The organism is Streptomyces prasinopilosus (assembly GCF_001419695.1).
Classification (GTDB): Bacteria; Actinomycetota; Actinomycetes; order Streptomycetales; family Streptomycetaceae; genus Streptomyces; species Streptomyces prasinopilosus.
The window spans coordinates 1-15614 of the sequence record NZ_LIRG01000275.1 but is presented as its reverse complement, the minus strand read 5'-3'; the positions used below and the strand labels follow the sequence as shown (position 1 = coordinate 15614).

Here is a 15614-nt window from a genome sequence, read left to right as displayed (position 1 = left end):
CCGCTCCCGCCGGGCCTCCCTCTCCGCTTCCTTCCGGAGTTCCCTCTGGAGTTCCTTCGCCGCTTCCTTCGCCGCTTCCCTCTCCGCCTTCTCGGCGCGGGCGAGCTCGGCCTTCTCCGCCTTCTCGGCGTCCTTCTCCGCCTTCGCCGCCTCCGCGAGCTGCCGCTTCATGGCGGTCGCGTACATGTCGACGTACTCCTGGCCGGAGAGCTTCATGATCTCGTACATGACCTCGTCGGTCACCGCGCGGAGGATGAACCGGTCGTGCTCCATGCCCTGGTAGCGGCTGAAGTCCAGCGGCGCGCCGATGCGGATGCCCGGCCGGACCAGCTTCGGGACGACCTTCCCCGGCGGCTGGACCTTCTCCGTGTCGATCATGGCGACCGGGAGCACGGGCGCGCCGGTGGCGAGCGCCACGCGGGCGAGGCCGCCCGGCTTGCCGNNGGTGAAGTACTCGGCCTTGGCTATGAAGGTGACCTTGCGGTCGAGGACCGCCGGCAGGAAGAAGGAGTCGGAGAACGACAGGTGGTTGCTGGCCAGGATGGCGGGCCCCTCGGCGGGTACGTTCTCCAGGCCCTCCACCCAGGGCCTGAAGGCAAGCTTCAGCGACCCTCCGACGGTGACCTTCATCGCGCCGTACAACAACCGAGTGCCTTCCTCTACGTGTGGCTCAGACCCTAACCCGGAGTCCCGTCAATGGCTCCGACGACCCTGGTCGGTGTCAGTGCGGTCGCGTACGGTGAAGGTCCTGCAACCCGTGTGCAGCCCGTCGACTCCCTCGACTCCTTTCTTTCCACGGTGTCCACGACGCCCGCGGTGTCCAGCACTCCGACGACCCTTACGACCGGGAGGCCGAAAGTGCCGCTCCTGACCGGAGCCGAGCCGTACCGCCACGAGGGCGGGGAGGCCGCCGTCCTCCTCTGCCACGGCTTCACCGGTTCGCCTCAGTCGCTGCGCCCGTGGGCGGAGCACCTCGCCGAGCACGGCCTGACCGTCTCGTTGCCCCTGCTCCCGGGGCACGGCACCCGCTGGGAGGACCTGCGGGTCACCGGCTGGCAGGACTGGTACGCGGAGGTGGACCGCGAGCTGCGCCTGCTGCGGGACCGCTGTGCGCGCGTGTTCGTGGCCGGCCTGTCCATGGGCGGCGCGCTGGCCCTGCGCCTGGCCGCGCGGCACGGTGACGCGGTGAGCGGTGTCATGGTCGTCAATCCGGCGAACCGGGTGCACGGCGTGGCCGCGCACGCCCTCCCGGTGCTCCGTCACCTCGTCCCGGCGACCAGGGGCATCGCGAGCGACATCGCCAAGCCGTCGGTCGAGGAACTGGGCTACGACCGGGTGCCGCTGCACGCGGCGCACTCCCTGCGCGCCTTCCTGCGCCTGCTCGACGGCGAGCTCCCCCAGGTCACCCAGCCGCTGCTGCTCCTGCGCAGTCCGCGGGACCACGTGGTGCCGCCCGCGGACTCGGCCCGGATCCTCGGCCGCGTCTCGTCGCTCGACGTGACGGAGGTGCTGCTGGAACAGAGCTACCACGTGGCGACGTTGGACCATGACGCGGAGCGGATCTTCCGGGAGAGCACCGCGTTCGTCGGACGGCTCGCACCCGGCGCCGTCAAGGAGTCCGGTCTCGGCAAGGAAGGGACGACCACAGGTGGCTGAGCACGACTCGGACCGCGAGGACCGCGAAGGGCGTGAGGACCAGGAGGGCCGCGAGGCACGTGCGGGCCGGGGGCGTGAGGGCGGGGGCGGTGAGCGTCAGGACCGGGACGCCCCCTTCGACGAGGACGCCGCGTGGGAGGCGATCGTCGCCGGGTACGGTGACGAGCCGCCGGACCCGGCGGGTGCCAAGCCGTTCAAGTCGGTCGAGGACCTGGCGCTGCTGGAGTCCGACACCAACACCGACACGCGGACCGGGCCCGCCGACGACGGGGCCCCGGCCGAGACGCCGACGCGGGCCGGGGACAAGCCGCTGGGCGGTTCGGTCGCCTTCGCCCCGGGCGTGGGCGGCCCGCGCGACTACAGCGTGTCCGAGCCGGCGGAGGGCGACTTCGACGACGGCGACGAGGGCCACTTCGTGCCGCCGGAGCCACCGCCGCTGCCCGAGACCGACGTCACGGCCAAGTTCGCGTGGCTGGGGGTCCTGGGCGGTCCGGTGCTGCTCCTGCTGGCGGTCATGCTCGGCTGGGAGATGACCTGGTGGCTGACCACGCTGTGCATCGGCGGTTTCCTGGGCGGCTTCGGCACGCTGGTGATGCGCATGCGCACGGACGACGAGGACGACGACCCGGGCCGGGGCGCGGTGGTCTGAGGGCGTCCGGGATCAGGCGGCCGGGACCCTGAGGGCGGCCAGGACCGGAAGGTGGTCCGTGGCCGCCCTCAGGTCGGCTCCGGTCACTCCGGGCTGGTCGTGCGGCACCCCGCAGCCCAGGACCTCGACGCCCTCGGTGGTGAAGAGCGCGTCGATGCGCTGGTGCGGGTCGGCGGGGGTCGAGGTGTACTCGCCGCCCCAGGGCGCCGCCGTGCGGCAGTCCGTCAGCCGCCCGCCCGCCAGCCGGCGGAAGGTGCGGCCGTCCGGCCGTTCGTTCAGATCGCCGCCGGCGACGGCGTGCTCCACACCCATCCCGGCGAGCCGGTCCAGGAGCATGCCGCCCTGTGCGTACCGCTCGTCCTTCTGCAGCGACAGGTGGCAGCTCAGCACGCCCAGCCGGGCCCGGCCGAACCGTACGACGGCGGTGGCGAAGCCGCGCCGGTGCAGCCCCGGGGTGAGCGGCAGCAGCACGTCCTCGGTGCGCTCGGCGGTCGCCCGCAGCGAGCACAGGATCGCGGGACCGGCGGCCGTGGCGCCCCCGCAGAGGACCACCAGGCCGGAGGCGGAGGCCAGCCGGGCCAGTTTCTTGCGCCAGCGGAAGAACCGCGGCGCCTCCTGGACCAGGACCAGATCGGGGGCGCACGCGGTGATCACCCGGGCGAGGGCGTCCGTGTCGTCGTACATCGACCGGATGTTGTAGCTCAGGACGCGGATCACGGCCGAACCGTCGGGCTCGGTCCGGGAGTCGGGCAGCAGCGGGGTCGTCGCCATGCGGCTCAAGATACGCCGGTCCGCACGGTCCGAAGGGCTGCCCGCCGTGCCGGGCCGCCCGGCACCCGGCTATCGTGACGGCCACGATCGCAGGTCAACTCCCGTGCGCGACAAGGGGAATCACGGTGGAGCAGCAGGACGCGGGCAGGGACACCCTCTCGAGGATCGACACCGGCAAGCCGCACCCCGCGCGGATGTACGACTGGTTCCTGGGCGGCAAGGACAACTACCCCGTCGACGAGGAGCTGGGCCGGCAGCTGGTGGGGTTCGCGCCGGTCATCCCGGTCATGGCGCGGATGAACCGGGCCTTCATGCACCGCGCCGTCCGCTGGACGGCCGGCCAGGGGGTGCGCCAGTTCCTCGACGTCGGGACCGGCATCCCGACGGAGCCGAACCTGCACCAGGTGGCCCAGGAGGTCTCTCCCGACGCGCGGGTCGTGTACTGCGACAACGACCCGATCGTGCTGGCCCACGCCGGGGCGCTGCTCCGGGGCACCCCCGAAGGGGTCGTCGACTACGTGCAGGCGGACGCCCACGACACCGCCGCCATCCTGGAACACGCCCGCGGGACCCTGGACTTCGACCGGCCCGTCGCGCTCTCCCTGATCGCGCTGCTGCACTTCATCGGCGACGAGGACGGCGCCTACGAGCTGGTGGAACGCCTCAAGGACGCCCTGGCGCCGGGCAGTTTCCTGATCATGTCCCACCTCACCCCCGACTTCCACCCGGAGGAGGCCTCGCGGAAGGTCAGCGACCTGTACAGGGCGGGCGGGCTCACCATGGACATGCGCAGCCGGGAGAGGTTCGTCCGCTTCTTCGAGGGGCTGGAGCCCGTGGAGCCGGGCGTCGTGGCGGCCGAGGACTGGCACCCGGAGCTGGGGGAGCCGGTCCCCGGCCAGGAGAACGTCCTCAGCGGGTCCTACGTGGCGGTGGCACGCAAGGGGTGATCCCGGGACGGGGCGGCGTCCGGTGCAAAGGGGTGCGGGCACCCGCGCACCGGGTTCGCCCTCCGGCGGACACGGCTGCGCCCGCCGGCCCCGGGAGGGGGTGGCGGGCGCAGCCGGGCCGGCGGGGGGATCTCACATGATCGGGTCGGGCTGGCGGGCCAGGTCCGCCGCGCCCACCAGGCCGGCCTTGTTGCCGAGCTCGGCGGCCCGCACGTCGGCGACCGGGCGCCAGTTGCCGCCCACCAGCCAGCGCTTGTACGACTTGCGGATCGGGTCGAGGAGCAGTTCCCCCTCGTCGGAGAGGCCTCCGCCGACGATGAAGGCGGAGGGGTCGAAGAGGGAGGCGAGGTCGGCCAGGCCGGCGCCGACCCAGCGGGCCAGCTCGCGGTAGGAGTCGACGGCCACCGGGTCGCCCTGCCGGGCGGCCACGGAGACGTGCTTGCCCTCGATGCCCTCGGGGGTGCCGTCGCCGAGGGCGAGCAGCGTCTGGGCGTTCTCCGGGGTCGCGTTGGCGCGCTGGGTGGCGTACCGGACCAGGGCGCGGCCGGAGGCGTACTGCTCCCAGCAGCCCTGCGAACCGCAGCCGCACAGCAGGCCGTCCGGGACCATCCGGATGTGCCCGAACTCGGCGGCCACGCCGAAGTGGCCGCGGCGCAGCTTGTTGCCGATGATGACGCCGCCGCCGAGGCCGGTGCCGAGCGTGATGCAGATGACGTTGCGGTGGCCCTTGCCGGCGCCGAACTTGTACTCGCCCCAGGCCGCCGCGTTCGCGTCGTTCTCCACGACGACCGGGAGGCCCACGCGGGCTTCGACCTTCTCCTTCAGCGGCTCCTGGCGCCAGTCGATGTTGGGGGCGAAGTACACCGTCGAACGCTGGCGGTTGACGTATCCGGCCGCACCGATTCCCACGCCGACGATCTCGTTCCCCGCGCGTGCGCCCTCCACCGCGGAGGCGATGGCGTCCACGATGCCCTCGGGCGTGCCCGGGGTCGGCACCTTGTGGACCGAGAGGATGTTGCCGTCCTCATCGACCACGCCGGCCGCGATCTTGGTGCCGCCGATGTCGACGCCGATGGTGAGTCCCATGAATCCCTCAGTTCCGGTCGAGCCCCGCTACCGCCCACGGTACCCGAGGCCCCGGGGTCGGCTGCCCGTTACGGGGCACCCGCGCGGGCCTCCGGGGCTCTTCCGGCGGTACGGGTCCCGGGCCCGCCGCGGCCCCTCAGTCCAGGTCGATGCGCTCCCCGCCGGGTCCGGGCTCGTCGCCCCGGTCACGGCGGTGGTCCCCGTCCGGGCCGCCGTCGCCGCCGCGCGCACCGCTCCCGTCCGCGGCGTCCGCGGCCTTCCCGGTGCCCCGGGCGTCCCCGGCGTCCCCGGCCTCGTCCGGGTCCCAGGGGCGGGGGCCGCGGGTGGTCCAGCGGCGCTCCTGGTCCTGGACCGCGGAGCGGTAGGCGGCGAGGAGTTCGTTACCGGCGGCGGCGAGGTGGCCGAAGACGTCCGGGTTGCGTTCGACGACCGGTTCCACGACCGCCCTGGCCTGCTGGACGGCCTGGCGCACCGCCTGCTGCGCCGCCGGTCCGGCGACCGCGCCGAACAGCGGCGACCCGAGCCCGGTGAGCCGGTCGAACTTCTCCGCGACCACGTCGGCGAGCTTGCGCAGCTCCTCGGCGGCCGACGCGGGGGGCGGTCCGTACCGGGCGCGGCGGCGGGCCTTCTCCGCCTCGAGGTCCTCGGCGCACGCCGTCGCCCAGGCGTCCGCGTCGGCGGTCCGTACGCCGGAGTCCCCGGGCCGCGCGCCGTCGGCGACGGGCCGCGCGCCGCCCGTGGCGGCCGTGCCCGCGTCGGACGCGGAACCGCCCACGGGCTCGTCCCCGGTGTCGCCGGGCGGGGGGAGCTGTTCGCTCATGACGGACTCCTGACTACGGTCGGCCCCTCCGACGGTACCCGAACGGGGGCACCGGCTTCACGGGGTGCGCGGCCACAGCCGCGGATCCGGCCGGAAGCGGATGCGCAGTTCGTCCTCCCGCAGGGCCGCGCCGTCGACGGTGCAGCGGCGCAGCGCGGAGGGCAGCGGGACCGTCCGGCGGAACGGCCCGGCGGTGACGGCGATCTGGTCGCCGTGCCGGACCAGGTCCAGTTCCTCGCGCCGGGCTCCGGGCAGCGGGATGTGCCAGACCAGGACGCCGTCGTCGGCGAGCCGGTCGGTGACGGGCCACCCGGCCGTCGCGGGCCCCGCCGCGCCGCCGGAGGCGGGGGGAGCCGCGGAAGCGGACCCGCCGGGTGCGACGGGCACGCCCGGGACGGCGAGCGCGGTCAGGTCGTCCGGGCCGCGCGGGTCGCGGCCGAGGTGGGCGACGGGGCGGACGTCGTACGTCTGGCGCCACTCGTCCAGCGTCTTGCGCTGCTGGGCGACCGGGCCGGCGAGCCAGCTGTCCTCGACGCCCTCGGGCAGGACCCGGCCGGCGACCAGCACGTCGGTGCGCAGTCCGCGCAGGGCGAGTCCGAGTCCCGCGGTGCGCACGGCGGCGGCTCCGGCGGGGCCGGGTTCGGCGACCAGCCGTACGGTGGTGCGCCGGTCGGCGAGGACGGCTTCGACAGCGCCCAGTGCGGTGTCCCACCGGGCGGCCGTCCCGTACAGCCACTCCGCGGGCATCGGGACCCCGGCGAGGCGGCCGAGCACGGGGCGCAGGGCACGGGCGGCCCGGCGTTCCGGCGGGAGCAGCCCGCGCAGGGCGCGGCGGAGGTCCTCGGGGAGGGCGAACAGGGCCAGGGCCCGCTCGGCGGGCGGCAGGTCGACGACGAGCAGGTCGTGCGCCGGGGACAGCGCCGCGTCCCGCAGGGCGCGCAGCACGGAGAGTTCCTCGGCGCCGGGCAGCGGGCCGAACGCCTCGGGGTCCAGCCGGGACGCGCCGAGCAGGTCGAGCGCCGAGGCCGCCCGGTCCTGCAGTGCGGCCAGGTCGGCGCGGAAGTCCTCGCCGGCGTCGACCCGGCGCGCGGTGAGCCCCGCGGCGACCTCGCCGGGCGCGGTGCCGACGGGCGTGCCCAGCACCGCTCCCAGCGTGTCCGTCCGGTCGGTGCCGAGCAGCAGGACGCGGGCGCCCGCACGGGCGGCGGCGAGCGCGGTGGCCGCCGCGACGGTGGTGCGTCCGCTGCCGCCAGGGCCCGTGATCAGGAGGGTGCGCATGGGGGTGAACGCTACCGGTGCGCGCTCCCGCCCCCGTCCGGCCGGAAGGGCGGCGGCGCGCTACGCGGCGCCCGGCTCCCCGCCGGATCCGGTGCCGGCGTCCGGCTCCTCGCCGGCCTCCACCCGCTTCTTCAGTCCCGCCAGGGCCCGGTCGATGATGACCTTCTCGGCCTTGCGCTTGATCATGCCGAGCATCGGGATCTTGACGTCGACGGTGAGGCGGTAGGTGACCTCGGTGGTGCCCGGGCCGGCCGGCCTCAGGAGGTAGGAGCCGTCCAGGGAGCGGAGCATCTGGGACTTCACCAGCGTCCAGGACACCTCGTGCTCACCGGTCCAGGTGTACGCGAGGGTCTGGTCGTCCTTGATCGCGCCGGCGTCCATGACGAGGCGCACCTGCTCCGCACGGCCCCGGGCGTCGGTCTCGAGGACCTCCGCCTCCTTCACCTCGCCGGTCCAGTCCGGGTAGCGGGCGAAGTCGGCGATCACCCCCATGACCTCGGCCGGTGCCGCCTCGATCGTGATGCTCGAGCTGGTGTGTTCCGCCATCGCCGTGGCTCCTCCAGATGCGGGCCGTAGTCGGATCGCCGTGCGCGGCCCACGCGCACGCCCGTGCAGCGGAAGGCTATCGCGCGGCCCGCCGGGACAGGTCACCCGACCTGGGACATCCTCACCACTCGAGGACCCAGGGCCGGCCGCGGCTCGCGAAGTGCCCCACGTTCACGCACTCGGTGGCCCCGATCCGCATGCGCCGGACCAGCGGCTGGTGCACGTGCCCGAACAGCGCGTACCGGGGCCGGGTGCGGCGGATGGCCTCCAGCAGGGCGCGGCTGCCGCGCTCGAAACGGCGGGCGACGGTGTCGTACACCAGCTCCGGGACCTCCGGCGGGATGTGCGTGCACAGCACGTCGACCTCGCCGACGGCCTCGATCTTCGCCGCGTACTCCTCGTCGTCGATCTCGTACGGCGTGCGCATGGGCGTGCGCAGTCCGCCGCCGACGAAGCCGAAGACCCGGCCGCCGATCTCCACCCGCTCGCCGTCGAGGACGGTGGTGCCGGGACCGGCGTACTCCGGCCACAGGGCCGGTATGTCGACGTTGCCGTAGGTGGCGTACGTGGGGTCGGGGAAGGCCGCGAACAGCTCGGCGTACTGCCTGCGCACCGCCCGGCGGATCGCCGAGGCGCGGTCCGTGCCGATGCCCGCCCACAGGCGGGCCTGGAACGCGCGGGCCTCCTCGAAGCGGCGGGCGGTGCGCAGTTCCACGATGCGGTCGGCGTTCTCCGTGCCGAACAGGTCGGGGAAGATGCCGCGCGAGTGGTCGGCGTAGTCGAGGAAGAGCACCAGGTCGCCCAGGCAGATCAGGGCGTCGGCGCCGTCGCCCGCCGTGGCCAGGTCTCGGGCGTTGCCGTGGACGTCGCTGACCACGTGGACGCGGGTACGGCGGTTTCCGGCCGGTGTGGATGCCATGGCGATCAAGCGTAACCAGAGTGCGCTCCCCGTGAACAGTGGCGGCCGGACCTGCGGTTACTGGCTCCCCCTCAAGGGGGTGCACTACTGTGCGCGATGGAAATCGACCCGTTCACCAACGTGTGTGACACAGCGAACATCTCGCGGGACCCCCCTGTCGTTCCGGCCATACCGGCGGGTAACGTCCGGGCAGTCCACTTTTGCTCAGGATTTCAACAGGTGAATCCCCGAGCAGCCGCCCGAGCCTTGGACCGCGCTGTCGTCGCATCCCACACCGTCGTGGCGCCGGCGCCCTAAGAGGAGCAGCAGTCTTGCGCGAGTTCAGCCTTCCGGCTTTGTACGAGGTCCCTGCGGACGGCAATCTGGCCGGCATAGTCCGCAGAAACGCCGCGCAGCACCCCGAGGTCGCCGTCATGGCCCGCAAGGTCGACGGCGTGTGGCAGGACGTGACGGCCACCGTCTTCCTCGCCGAGGTGCGGGAGGCCGCCAAGGGGCTCATCGCCTCCGGCGTCCGGCCCGGCGACCGGGTCGCCCTGATGTCGCGCACCCGCTACGAGTGGACGCTGCTCGACTTCGCGATCTGGAGCGCCGGCGCGGTCACGGTGCCGGTGTACGAGACGAGTTCGGCGGAGCAGGTCGCCTGGATCCTCGGCGACTCCGGGGCCACCGTCTGCGTGGTGGAGTCGGACGGGCACTTCGCCACCGTCGAGTCGGTGCGCGACCGGCTGCCCGGGCTGGAGCACGTGTGGCAGATCGACCGCGGCGCGGCGGGGAGCGGCGCGATCGAGGAACTGGGCCGCCTGGGCCGGGACGTGGCCGACGAGACGGTCGAGGAACGCAGCTCCGTCGCCGGCGCCGACGACCCGGCGACCATCATCTACACCTCCGGGACCACCGGCCGCCCCAAGGGCTGCGTGCTCACCCACCGCAGCTTCTTCGCCGAGTGCGGCAACACGGTGGAACGACTGCGTCCGCTGTTCCGCACCGGCGAGTGCTCGGTCCTGCTCTTCCTGCCGCTCGCGCACGTCTTCGGCCGGCTGGTGCAGATCGCGCCGATGATCGCGCCGATCAAGCTGGGCTGCGTCCCCGACATCAAGCAGCTCACCGACGAACTGGCCTCGTTCCGGCCGACGCTGATCCTGGGCGTGCCGCGGGTCTTCGAGAAGGTCTACAACTCGGCGCGCGCCAAGGCCCAGGCCGACGGCAAGGGCCGGATCTTCGACAAGGCCGCGGACACCGCGATCGCCTACAGCAAGGCGCTGGACACGCCGTCGGGGCCCTCCCTCGGCCTGCGGATCAGGCACAAGGTCTTCGACAAGCTCGTGTACGGCAAGCTGCGCGCGGTGCTCGGGGGGCGCGGCGAGGCCGCCATCTCCGGCGGCGCCCCGCTGGGCGAGCGCCTCGGCCACTTCTTCCGCGGCATCGGTTTCACGGTGCTGGAGGGCTACGGGCTCACCGAGTCGTGCGCGGCCACCACGTTCAACCCCTGGGACCGGCAGAAGATCGGCACGGTCGGCCAGCCGCTGCCCGGCTCGGTGGTCCGCATCGCCGACGACGGCGAGGTGCTGCTGCACGGCGAGCACCTGTTCAAGGAGTACTGGAACAACCCGGCCGCGACCGCGGAGGCGCTCGCCGACGGCTGGTTCCACACGGGTGACATCGGCACCCTCGACGAGGACGGGTACCTGCGGATCACCGGCCGCAAGAAGGAGATCCTCGTCACGGCGGGCGGCAAGAACGTCGCCCCGGCGGTGATCGAGGACCGGATCCGCGCGCACGCGCTGGTCGCGGAGTGCATGGTCGTCGGCGACGGGCGGCCGTTCGTAGGCGCGCTGATCACCCTCGACGAGGAGTTCCTGGGCCGCTGGGTGGCGGAGCGGGGCAAGCCCGAGGGCTCGACGGCGACGTCGCTGAGCGAGGACCCCGAGCTGCTCGCCGCGATCCAGGCGGCCGTCGACGACGGGAACGCGGCGGTCTCCAAGGCGGAGTCGGTGCGCAAGTTCCGGGTGCTGCCCTCGCAGTTCACGGAGGAGTCGGGGCACCTGACGCCGTCGCTGAAGCTGAAGCGGAACGTGGTGGCGAAGGACTTCGCCCACGAGATCGAGGCGATCTACTCGAAGTAGGGGCCGGCCGGCGGCCGATGACCGGCGGCCGGCGGCAGGCCGGGGCGCGGGCTCCCGTGGTTGCGGGGGCCCGCGTCGTGCCGTGCGGCCCGCGGGCGGAGCCTCCCGTCGCCCCCGGGCCCCCGCGGCCCCCTGGGGGACCGGGGTCAGGAGGGGCGGGTCTCCCCGGGGCCGGTCACAGCAGGGTCTTCAGGGTCTCCGCCAGGAGGTCCCAGCGCCATTTCTCCTCGACCCAGGCCCGGCCCCGTTCGCCCATGCGGCGGCGGAGCCCCGGATCGGCCAGGAGGGTGATGATGCGGTCGGCGGACTCGGCGGGGGTGTCGCCGCGGACGACCCAGCCGGTCTCGCCGTCGAGGACCGCGTCGGGGGCGCCGCCGGAGTCGCCGGCGACGACGGGCAGGCCGGTCGCGGAGGCCTCCAGGTAGACGATCCCGAGCCCCTCGACGTCCAGTCCCCCGCGCCGGGTCCTGCAGGGCATCGCGAAGACGTCGCCGGCGCCGTAGTGGGCGGGCAGCTCCGACCAGGGCACGGACCCGGTGAACCGGACGGAGTCCGCCACCCCGGTGTCGTGCGCGAGGCGGCGCAGGTCCTGCTCGTGGGGCCCGCCGCCGACGATCAGCAGGACGGCGTCCGGCTCGGCGGCCAGGATCGCGGGCATCGCGCGGATCAGCGTGTCCTGTCCCTTGCGCGGCACCAGCCGGGAGACGCAGACCACCACCGGGCGGTCCGTCAGGCCGAGCCGGGCCCGGACCTCGTGGCCGCCGGAGCCGGGGTGGAACGTCTTCTCGTCGACCCCGGGCGGCAGCTGCACCATCCGCGAGGCCGCCGCGGGGGTGAGCGCGCCGGCGATCCGTGAGCGCGTGTACTCGCCGAGGTAGGTGATCGTGTCCGTGGACTCCCCGATCCGGCGCAGCAGTTGCCGGGCCGCGGGCAGCTGGGCCCAGCCGGCCTCGTGGCCGTGGGTGGTGGCCACGATCCGCTCGGCGCCCGCCCGGCGCAGCGCCGGTGCCATCAGTCCGAGCGGCGCCGCCGCCCCGAACCAGACCGAGGTGCACCCGTGTTCGCGCAGCAGCCCGACGGCCTGCCGGGTCGCCCCCGGGGTCGGCAGCAGCATCGGCGTGCGGGCGCGCACGACGGTGAAGGGCTGCTCGGCGTCGAAGGCGGCGGTGGCCCGGACGCCCTCCCGGGAGCGCTTCCAGGTCGAGGCGTACACGACGAGCCGCTCGGGATCGAGGCGCAGCGCCATGTTGTGCAGGAACGCCTGGATACCGCCCGGCCGGGGCGGAAAGTCGTTGGTCACGATCAAGGTCTTGTGCATCGTGGCAGACCCTACCGAACCGGTGTGTCCGGGCCGTGGGCGCGGCGGGCCGCTGTGGCACCCTCTCAGGGGCGCGGGGCATCACGGCTCCCCGGTGGCCGCGCACGGACGCGCACGGACACGCACGGACGCACACGGACGGGCAGGGATCACGTGGACACGACGGGCTCGCACGGGCACCCGGCCCGGCCACCGGCGCACCGGCGGGCGGTGGTGCGGCCCCTGCTGGTGTGGGGGCTGACGAGGACGCTGCTGCTGCTGTTCGTCCTGAAGGCGGTCGTCTTCCCCGGCCCGGACGTCACCAGCGACGTGTCCGTGATCTACCGGGGCTGGTACGACGTCCTGCGTGCCGGAACGTTCCCGCTGGACGACGTCACCTGGCAGTACCCGCCCGCGGCGGCGCTCGCGGTCCTCTCCCCCGGCCTGCTGCCGTTCCTGGAGTACGCGACGGCGTTCTTCGTCCTGGTGTGCCTCGCCGACCTGGCCACCCTGGTCCTGCTGCTGCACGCGGGCGGGCGGCCGGGCCGGACCCGGCTCGGGGCCTGGGTGTGGGTGGCGGGCGTGCCGCTCCTCGGACCGACGGTGTACGCCCGCTACGACGTGATGGTGACCGCGGTGGCGGTGGCCGCGCTGCTGGCCGGGTCCCGGCGTCCCCGGCTGCTGGGGGCGCTGGCGGCGTTCGGCGCGCTGCTGAAGGTGTGGCCGGCGCTGCTGCTGCTCGGTGTCCGCCGGCGTTCCGCGTGGGTGTCGGCCGTGGTGACCGGGGCGGGGGTGGCGGCCCTGTCCGCGGCGCTGATGCCGGGGGCGTTCGCGTTCCTGGGCGCCCAGCGCGACCGGGGCACGGAGGTGGAGTCGCTGGGCGCCCTGGTCTTCCACGTCGCCCGGCACCACGGCTGGGAGGGCGAGGTGCGGCTGAACTACGGCTCGGTGGAGTTCCTCGGCCCCCACGTGGACCTGGTCAGCGCGGGCGCGATGTTCCTGAGCGGGGCGGCGCTGGCCTGGCTGCTGCTGTGGCGGCTGACGGCCCGCCGCTTCGCACCGCACACCTTCGCCGACGCCGCGTTCGTGGCGGTGCTGATGTTCACCGTCACCAGCCGGGTGATCAGCCCGCAGTACGTGGTGTGGCTGGTCGGGCTCGGCGCGGTCTGCCTGTGCCACCGGGCGAGCCGGATGCGGGTGCCGGTGGCCCTGGTGCTGGTCGCGGCGTTCGTGACGGTGCTGGAGTTCCCGCTGTGGTTCGCGCACGTCGTGGCGAGCGACGCGCTCGGGGTCACCCTGCTGTTCGTGCGCAACGGCCTGCTGGTGGCGGCCGCGTTCCTCGCCGCCCGCACGCTGTGGCGCTCGACGGTCACGCAGGGGCTCCCGGACGTCCCCGCCTCCGCTCCGGCGGCTCCCGCCGAGCAGGCACCGGTCTCCTCCCCCTGAGAGTCCCGCCGGTGCCCTCCCCGGCCGGCCCGCCGCTCCGGCGGCCGGCTGCGCGTCGGTTCCCGTGCCGGGGCCCCTGCCTCCGTGCCCCTCCCCCGTCCCGGTGCCGTGCGCGGTCGAGGTCCGGGTCCGGCCCGGGACCTCAGCCGAGCTGCTCGCGCAGGTAGCCCTGCCACCGGACGGTGAACTCCTCCGGTGTGGTGCCGAGGACCCGCTTCATCGCGTCCTCCACCGCGCCGTCCCGCTGCCCGTGCGCGCCCACGGCCCGGTAGAAGGCGCCGAGCCGTTCCTCGCCCCAGTGCTCGGCGACGAGGCGGCAGGCCATCCAGCCGCTCTCGTAGGCGCGGGCGAGGCCGTCGGCGTCGGCGGTGAAGCCGAAGTCGCCGTCGGCCGGCAGCCCGGAGGGCACCTCCCCGTGGCGCACCGTGCGGGCGAGTTCCGGGGCCGCCTCGGCCGGGGCGTGGCCGCCGCCCCGGTAGCCGACCCAGTCGGCGAAGCCCTCCGACAGCCACAGCGGGGTCGCGGCGGTGGTGTGGGCGCGGGTGGCGACGTGGGTGGCCTCGTGGGTGACGACGACCTGCCGGCCCGGGCCGCCGAGCAGGGCGAAGGCGTCCGGGTTGACGACGACCCGGTCCGCGGGCGCCCGCGGACCGGCTCCGGTCTCGCCGGTGGTGACGGCCGCGATGCCCCGGTAGGAGGAGGCGGGCGAGCCCAGCAGCCCCGCCATGCCCTCCAGGGACCCCGGCACCAGGACGACGATCCGCCGCGCCCAGCCCGGCCCCCACGCGTCCGACACGGCGGGCACCGCCCGGTCGGCCAGCGCCGCGTAATCGCGCAGCTTCCCCTCGCCCTGCCCGACGCCGAGCACCAGGCTCCGCTCTCCGTGCACGGCGCGCACCGCGCCCTGGTCCCACAGCTGGCGGCCGGACTTCCCGGCCGGGCGGTCGGAGACGACGGCCCACCGGCCGTCCTCGTCCCGGCTCAGGCGCAGGGTGCGGGCGGTGGTGACGGGTGCCCGGTCGTAGCCCTCGACGCGGTAGCCGAGGTCGGCGTCGACGGTGGCGGTGTCGCCGGTACGGCGCACGGCGTTGACCCGGTAGCTCCAGTCGGCCAGCGGCACCTCGCGCAGGCTGTCGTACCCGGCCCGGGTGCCGGTGCGGGCGTAGGCGACGGCGTCCTCGCCGAGGACGGCGTCGGCCCGGCGGTCGAGCAGGGCCTGCACCTCGGCACGGGCCCCGTCGACGGCCGGCCCTCCGCCGCACGCGACCAGGGCCACGAGCAGCGAGACGAGCGGCAGGCACCGCATCGCCGCCGCCGACCGCCCGGGCACCCGCCTTCGTCCAGCCACCCTTGTGAGGGTACGGGCGCCGGGCCGTTCGGGTCAGACCGCCCGGGCCGACGGCCCGGCGGTTCCCGTGACCGGCCGTCACGGCCGCCCGTCCCGGTCAGATCCTGGTGACCGACGAGACGGGCATCATCCCGACCGGGTCGTAGCGGACGGGAGCGCCGGGGTAGGGCGCGTGGATCACCTGGCCGTTGCCCGCGTACATGCCGACGTGGCTGGCGTCGGCCCGGTAGACGACCAGGTCGCCGGGCCGGGCCCGGGAGAGCGGGACCCGGGTGCCGGCGTGCCGCTGGGCCTGCGAGGTCCGCGGGAGGGCGACCCCGGCCTGGGCGTACGACCACTGCGTCAGACCGGAGCAGTCGAACCCCGAGGGCCCGTTGGCGCCCCAGACGTAGGGCCTGCCGAGGGCGGAGCGGGCGGCGGCGACGGCGGCCGCCGCGCGGCCGGGAACGGCGGCCGCGCCGTCCGGACCCGGCAGGTCCGCGCCGCGGCCGGAGCGGGCGGCCCGCTCGCGGGCGGCCCGCTCCTCCTCGGGGAGGGCGTCGAACAGCTGCCGGGCCCGGGCGAGCTTGCGCTCGACGGTCCTCTTGTGGGCGGCGGCGGCCCTGCGGCTGCGGTCCAGCTCGCCCAGCGCGCGGGAGGTCTCCGCCCGGTCCTGGTCCAGGGTGCGCACGGCCTCCCCGAGCCGCCTCAGTTCACCGGCCCGGCGGTCGGCGAGCCGGTCGAGCACC

At 74.7% G+C, this 15614-nt stretch carries 15 protein-coding genes and 1 pseudogene; 5 read left to right on the top strand and 11 right to left on the bottom strand.

What is annotated here, in order from left to right:
- Positions 1–442: pseudogene (locus AOK18_RS34255) on the bottom strand (lysophospholipid acyltransferase family protein); the annotation flags it as partial.
- Between the two features lie 2 nt (positions 443–444).
- On the bottom strand, positions 445–630 hold a 186-nt coding region (locus tag AOK18_RS34250), incomplete at its 3' end, for a lysophospholipid acyltransferase family protein (protein WP_240503163.1).
- 228 nt (positions 631–858) lie between these two features.
- Here AOK18_RS34250 and AOK18_RS12925 point away from each other — a divergent pair.
- Together AOK18_RS12925 and AOK18_RS12920 are read left to right on the top strand one after the other, a co-directional pair.
- On the top strand, positions 859–1656 hold the full coding sequence (locus AOK18_RS12925) for an alpha/beta hydrolase (protein ID WP_055570268.1): 798 nt from the start codon (positions 859–861) through the stop codon (positions 1654–1656).
- Positions 1649–2305, top strand: a complete 657-nt coding sequence (locus tag AOK18_RS12920; RefSeq protein WP_055570267.1) for a hypothetical protein — start codon at positions 1649–1651, stop codon at positions 2303–2305. The genes AOK18_RS12925 and AOK18_RS12920 overlap by 8 nt, the downstream gene beginning before the upstream one ends.
- Before the next feature lie 12 nt (positions 2306–2317).
- Here AOK18_RS12920 and AOK18_RS12915 read toward each other — a convergent pair whose 3' ends face one another.
- Entirely contained in the window at positions 2318–3076 is a 759-nt protein-coding gene (locus AOK18_RS12915) for an endonuclease/exonuclease/phosphatase family protein (RefSeq protein WP_055694436.1), read from the bottom strand.
- Between the two features lie 125 nt (positions 3077–3201).
- On the opposite strand from AOK18_RS12915, the gene AOK18_RS12910 reads away from it, so the two are divergent.
- Positions 3202–4023, top strand: a complete 822-nt coding sequence (locus tag AOK18_RS12910; RefSeq protein ID WP_055694435.1) for an SAM-dependent methyltransferase — start codon at positions 3202–3204, stop codon at positions 4021–4023.
- Positions 4024–4155: 132 nt separating this feature from the next.
- On the opposite strand, the gene AOK18_RS12905 is transcribed toward AOK18_RS12910, so the two are convergent.
- The 5 genes from AOK18_RS12905 to AOK18_RS12885 all read right to left on the bottom strand — a co-directional run bounded on the left by AOK18_RS12905 (position 4156) and on the right by AOK18_RS12885 (position 8672).
- Complete coding sequence (locus tag AOK18_RS12905; RefSeq protein ID WP_055694434.1) at positions 4156–5109, bottom strand: ROK family glucokinase; 954 nt, start codon at positions 5107–5109, stop codon at positions 4156–4158.
- A 136-nt stretch (positions 5110–5245) separates the two neighbouring features.
- On the bottom strand, positions 5246–5929 hold the full coding sequence (locus AOK18_RS12900) for a DUF5304 domain-containing protein (protein ID WP_099048872.1): 684 nt from the start codon (positions 5927–5929) through the stop codon (positions 5246–5248).
- A gap of 57 nt (positions 5930–5986) precedes the next feature.
- Positions 5987–7207 carry an ArsA family ATPase gene (locus AOK18_RS12895; protein WP_055694433.1) on the bottom strand — a complete coding sequence of 407 codons (1221 nt, stop codon included), beginning with the start codon at positions 7205–7207 and terminating at the stop codon, positions 5987–5989.
- 60 nt (positions 7208–7267) lie between these two features.
- Complete coding sequence (locus tag AOK18_RS12890; protein WP_055694432.1) at positions 7268–7753, bottom strand: SRPBCC family protein; 486 nt, start codon at positions 7751–7753, stop codon at positions 7268–7270.
- 121 nt (positions 7754–7874) lie between these two features.
- Positions 7875–8672, bottom strand: a complete 798-nt coding sequence (locus tag AOK18_RS12885; RefSeq protein ID WP_079104986.1) for a metallophosphoesterase family protein — start codon at positions 8670–8672, stop codon at positions 7875–7877.
- A gap of 311 nt (positions 8673–8983) precedes the next feature.
- Between AOK18_RS12885 and AOK18_RS12880 the strand changes: the two genes are divergently transcribed.
- Positions 8984–10795 carry an AMP-dependent synthetase/ligase gene (locus AOK18_RS12880; protein WP_055694430.1) on the top strand — a complete coding sequence of 604 codons (1812 nt, stop codon included), beginning with the start codon at positions 8984–8986 and terminating at the stop codon, positions 10793–10795.
- A 175-nt stretch (positions 10796–10970) separates the two neighbouring features.
- On the opposite strand, the gene AOK18_RS12875 is transcribed toward AOK18_RS12880, so the two are convergent.
- The gene (locus AOK18_RS12875) at positions 10971–12113 is read right to left on the bottom strand and encodes a glycosyltransferase family 4 protein (RefSeq protein WP_055694429.1); all 1143 of its coding nucleotides are present in this window, start codon (positions 12111–12113) and stop codon (positions 10971–10973) included.
- Positions 12114–12323: 210 nt separating this feature from the next.
- Here AOK18_RS12875 and AOK18_RS12870 point away from each other — a divergent pair, with 210 nt between their 5' ends.
- On the top strand, positions 12324–13538 hold the full coding sequence (locus tag AOK18_RS12870) for a glycosyltransferase family 87 protein (protein WP_055694438.1): 1215 nt from the start codon (positions 12324–12326) through the stop codon (positions 13536–13538).
- A 142-nt stretch (positions 13539–13680) separates the two neighbouring features.
- Here the strand turns inward: AOK18_RS12870 and AOK18_RS12865 are convergent, their stop codons facing one another.
- Positions 13681–14886 (bottom strand): hypothetical protein, encoded by a 1206-nt coding sequence (locus AOK18_RS12865; RefSeq protein WP_420865604.1) that lies wholly within the window; start codon positions 14884–14886, stop codon positions 13681–13683.
- A 97-nt stretch (positions 14887–14983) separates the two neighbouring features.
- A partial coding sequence (locus AOK18_RS12860; protein ID WP_206281536.1) for a C40 family peptidase occupies positions 14984–15614 on the bottom strand: 631 nt, incomplete at its 5' end.

Bases quoted from the DNA above. Each gene is read 5' to 3' on its own strand.
- AOK18_RS12875 (WP_055694429.1), bottom strand. From the start codon at position 12,113: ATGCACAAGACCTTGATCGTGACCAACGACTTTCCGCCCCGGCCGGGC.
- AOK18_RS12915 (WP_055694436.1), bottom strand. From the start codon at position 3,076: ATGGCGACGACCCCGCTGCTGCCCGACTCCCGGACCGAGCCCGACGGT.
- AOK18_RS12890 (WP_055694432.1), bottom strand. From the start codon at position 7,753: ATGGCGGAACACACCAGCTCGAGCATCACGATCGAGGCGGCACCGGCC.
- AOK18_RS12905 (WP_055694434.1), bottom strand. From the start codon at position 5,109: ATGGGACTCACCATCGGCGTCGACATCGGCGGCACCAAGATCGCGGCC.
- AOK18_RS12885 (WP_079104986.1), bottom strand. From the start codon at position 8,672: ATGGCATCCACACCGGCCGGAAACCGCCGTACCCGCGTCCACGTGGTC.
- AOK18_RS12895 (WP_055694433.1), bottom strand. From the start codon at position 7,207: ATGCGCACCCTCCTGATCACGGGCCCTGGCGGCAGCGGACGCACCACC.
- AOK18_RS12900 (WP_099048872.1), bottom strand. From the start codon at position 5,929: ATGAGCGAACAGCTCCCCCCGCCCGGCGACACCGGGGACGAGCCCGTG.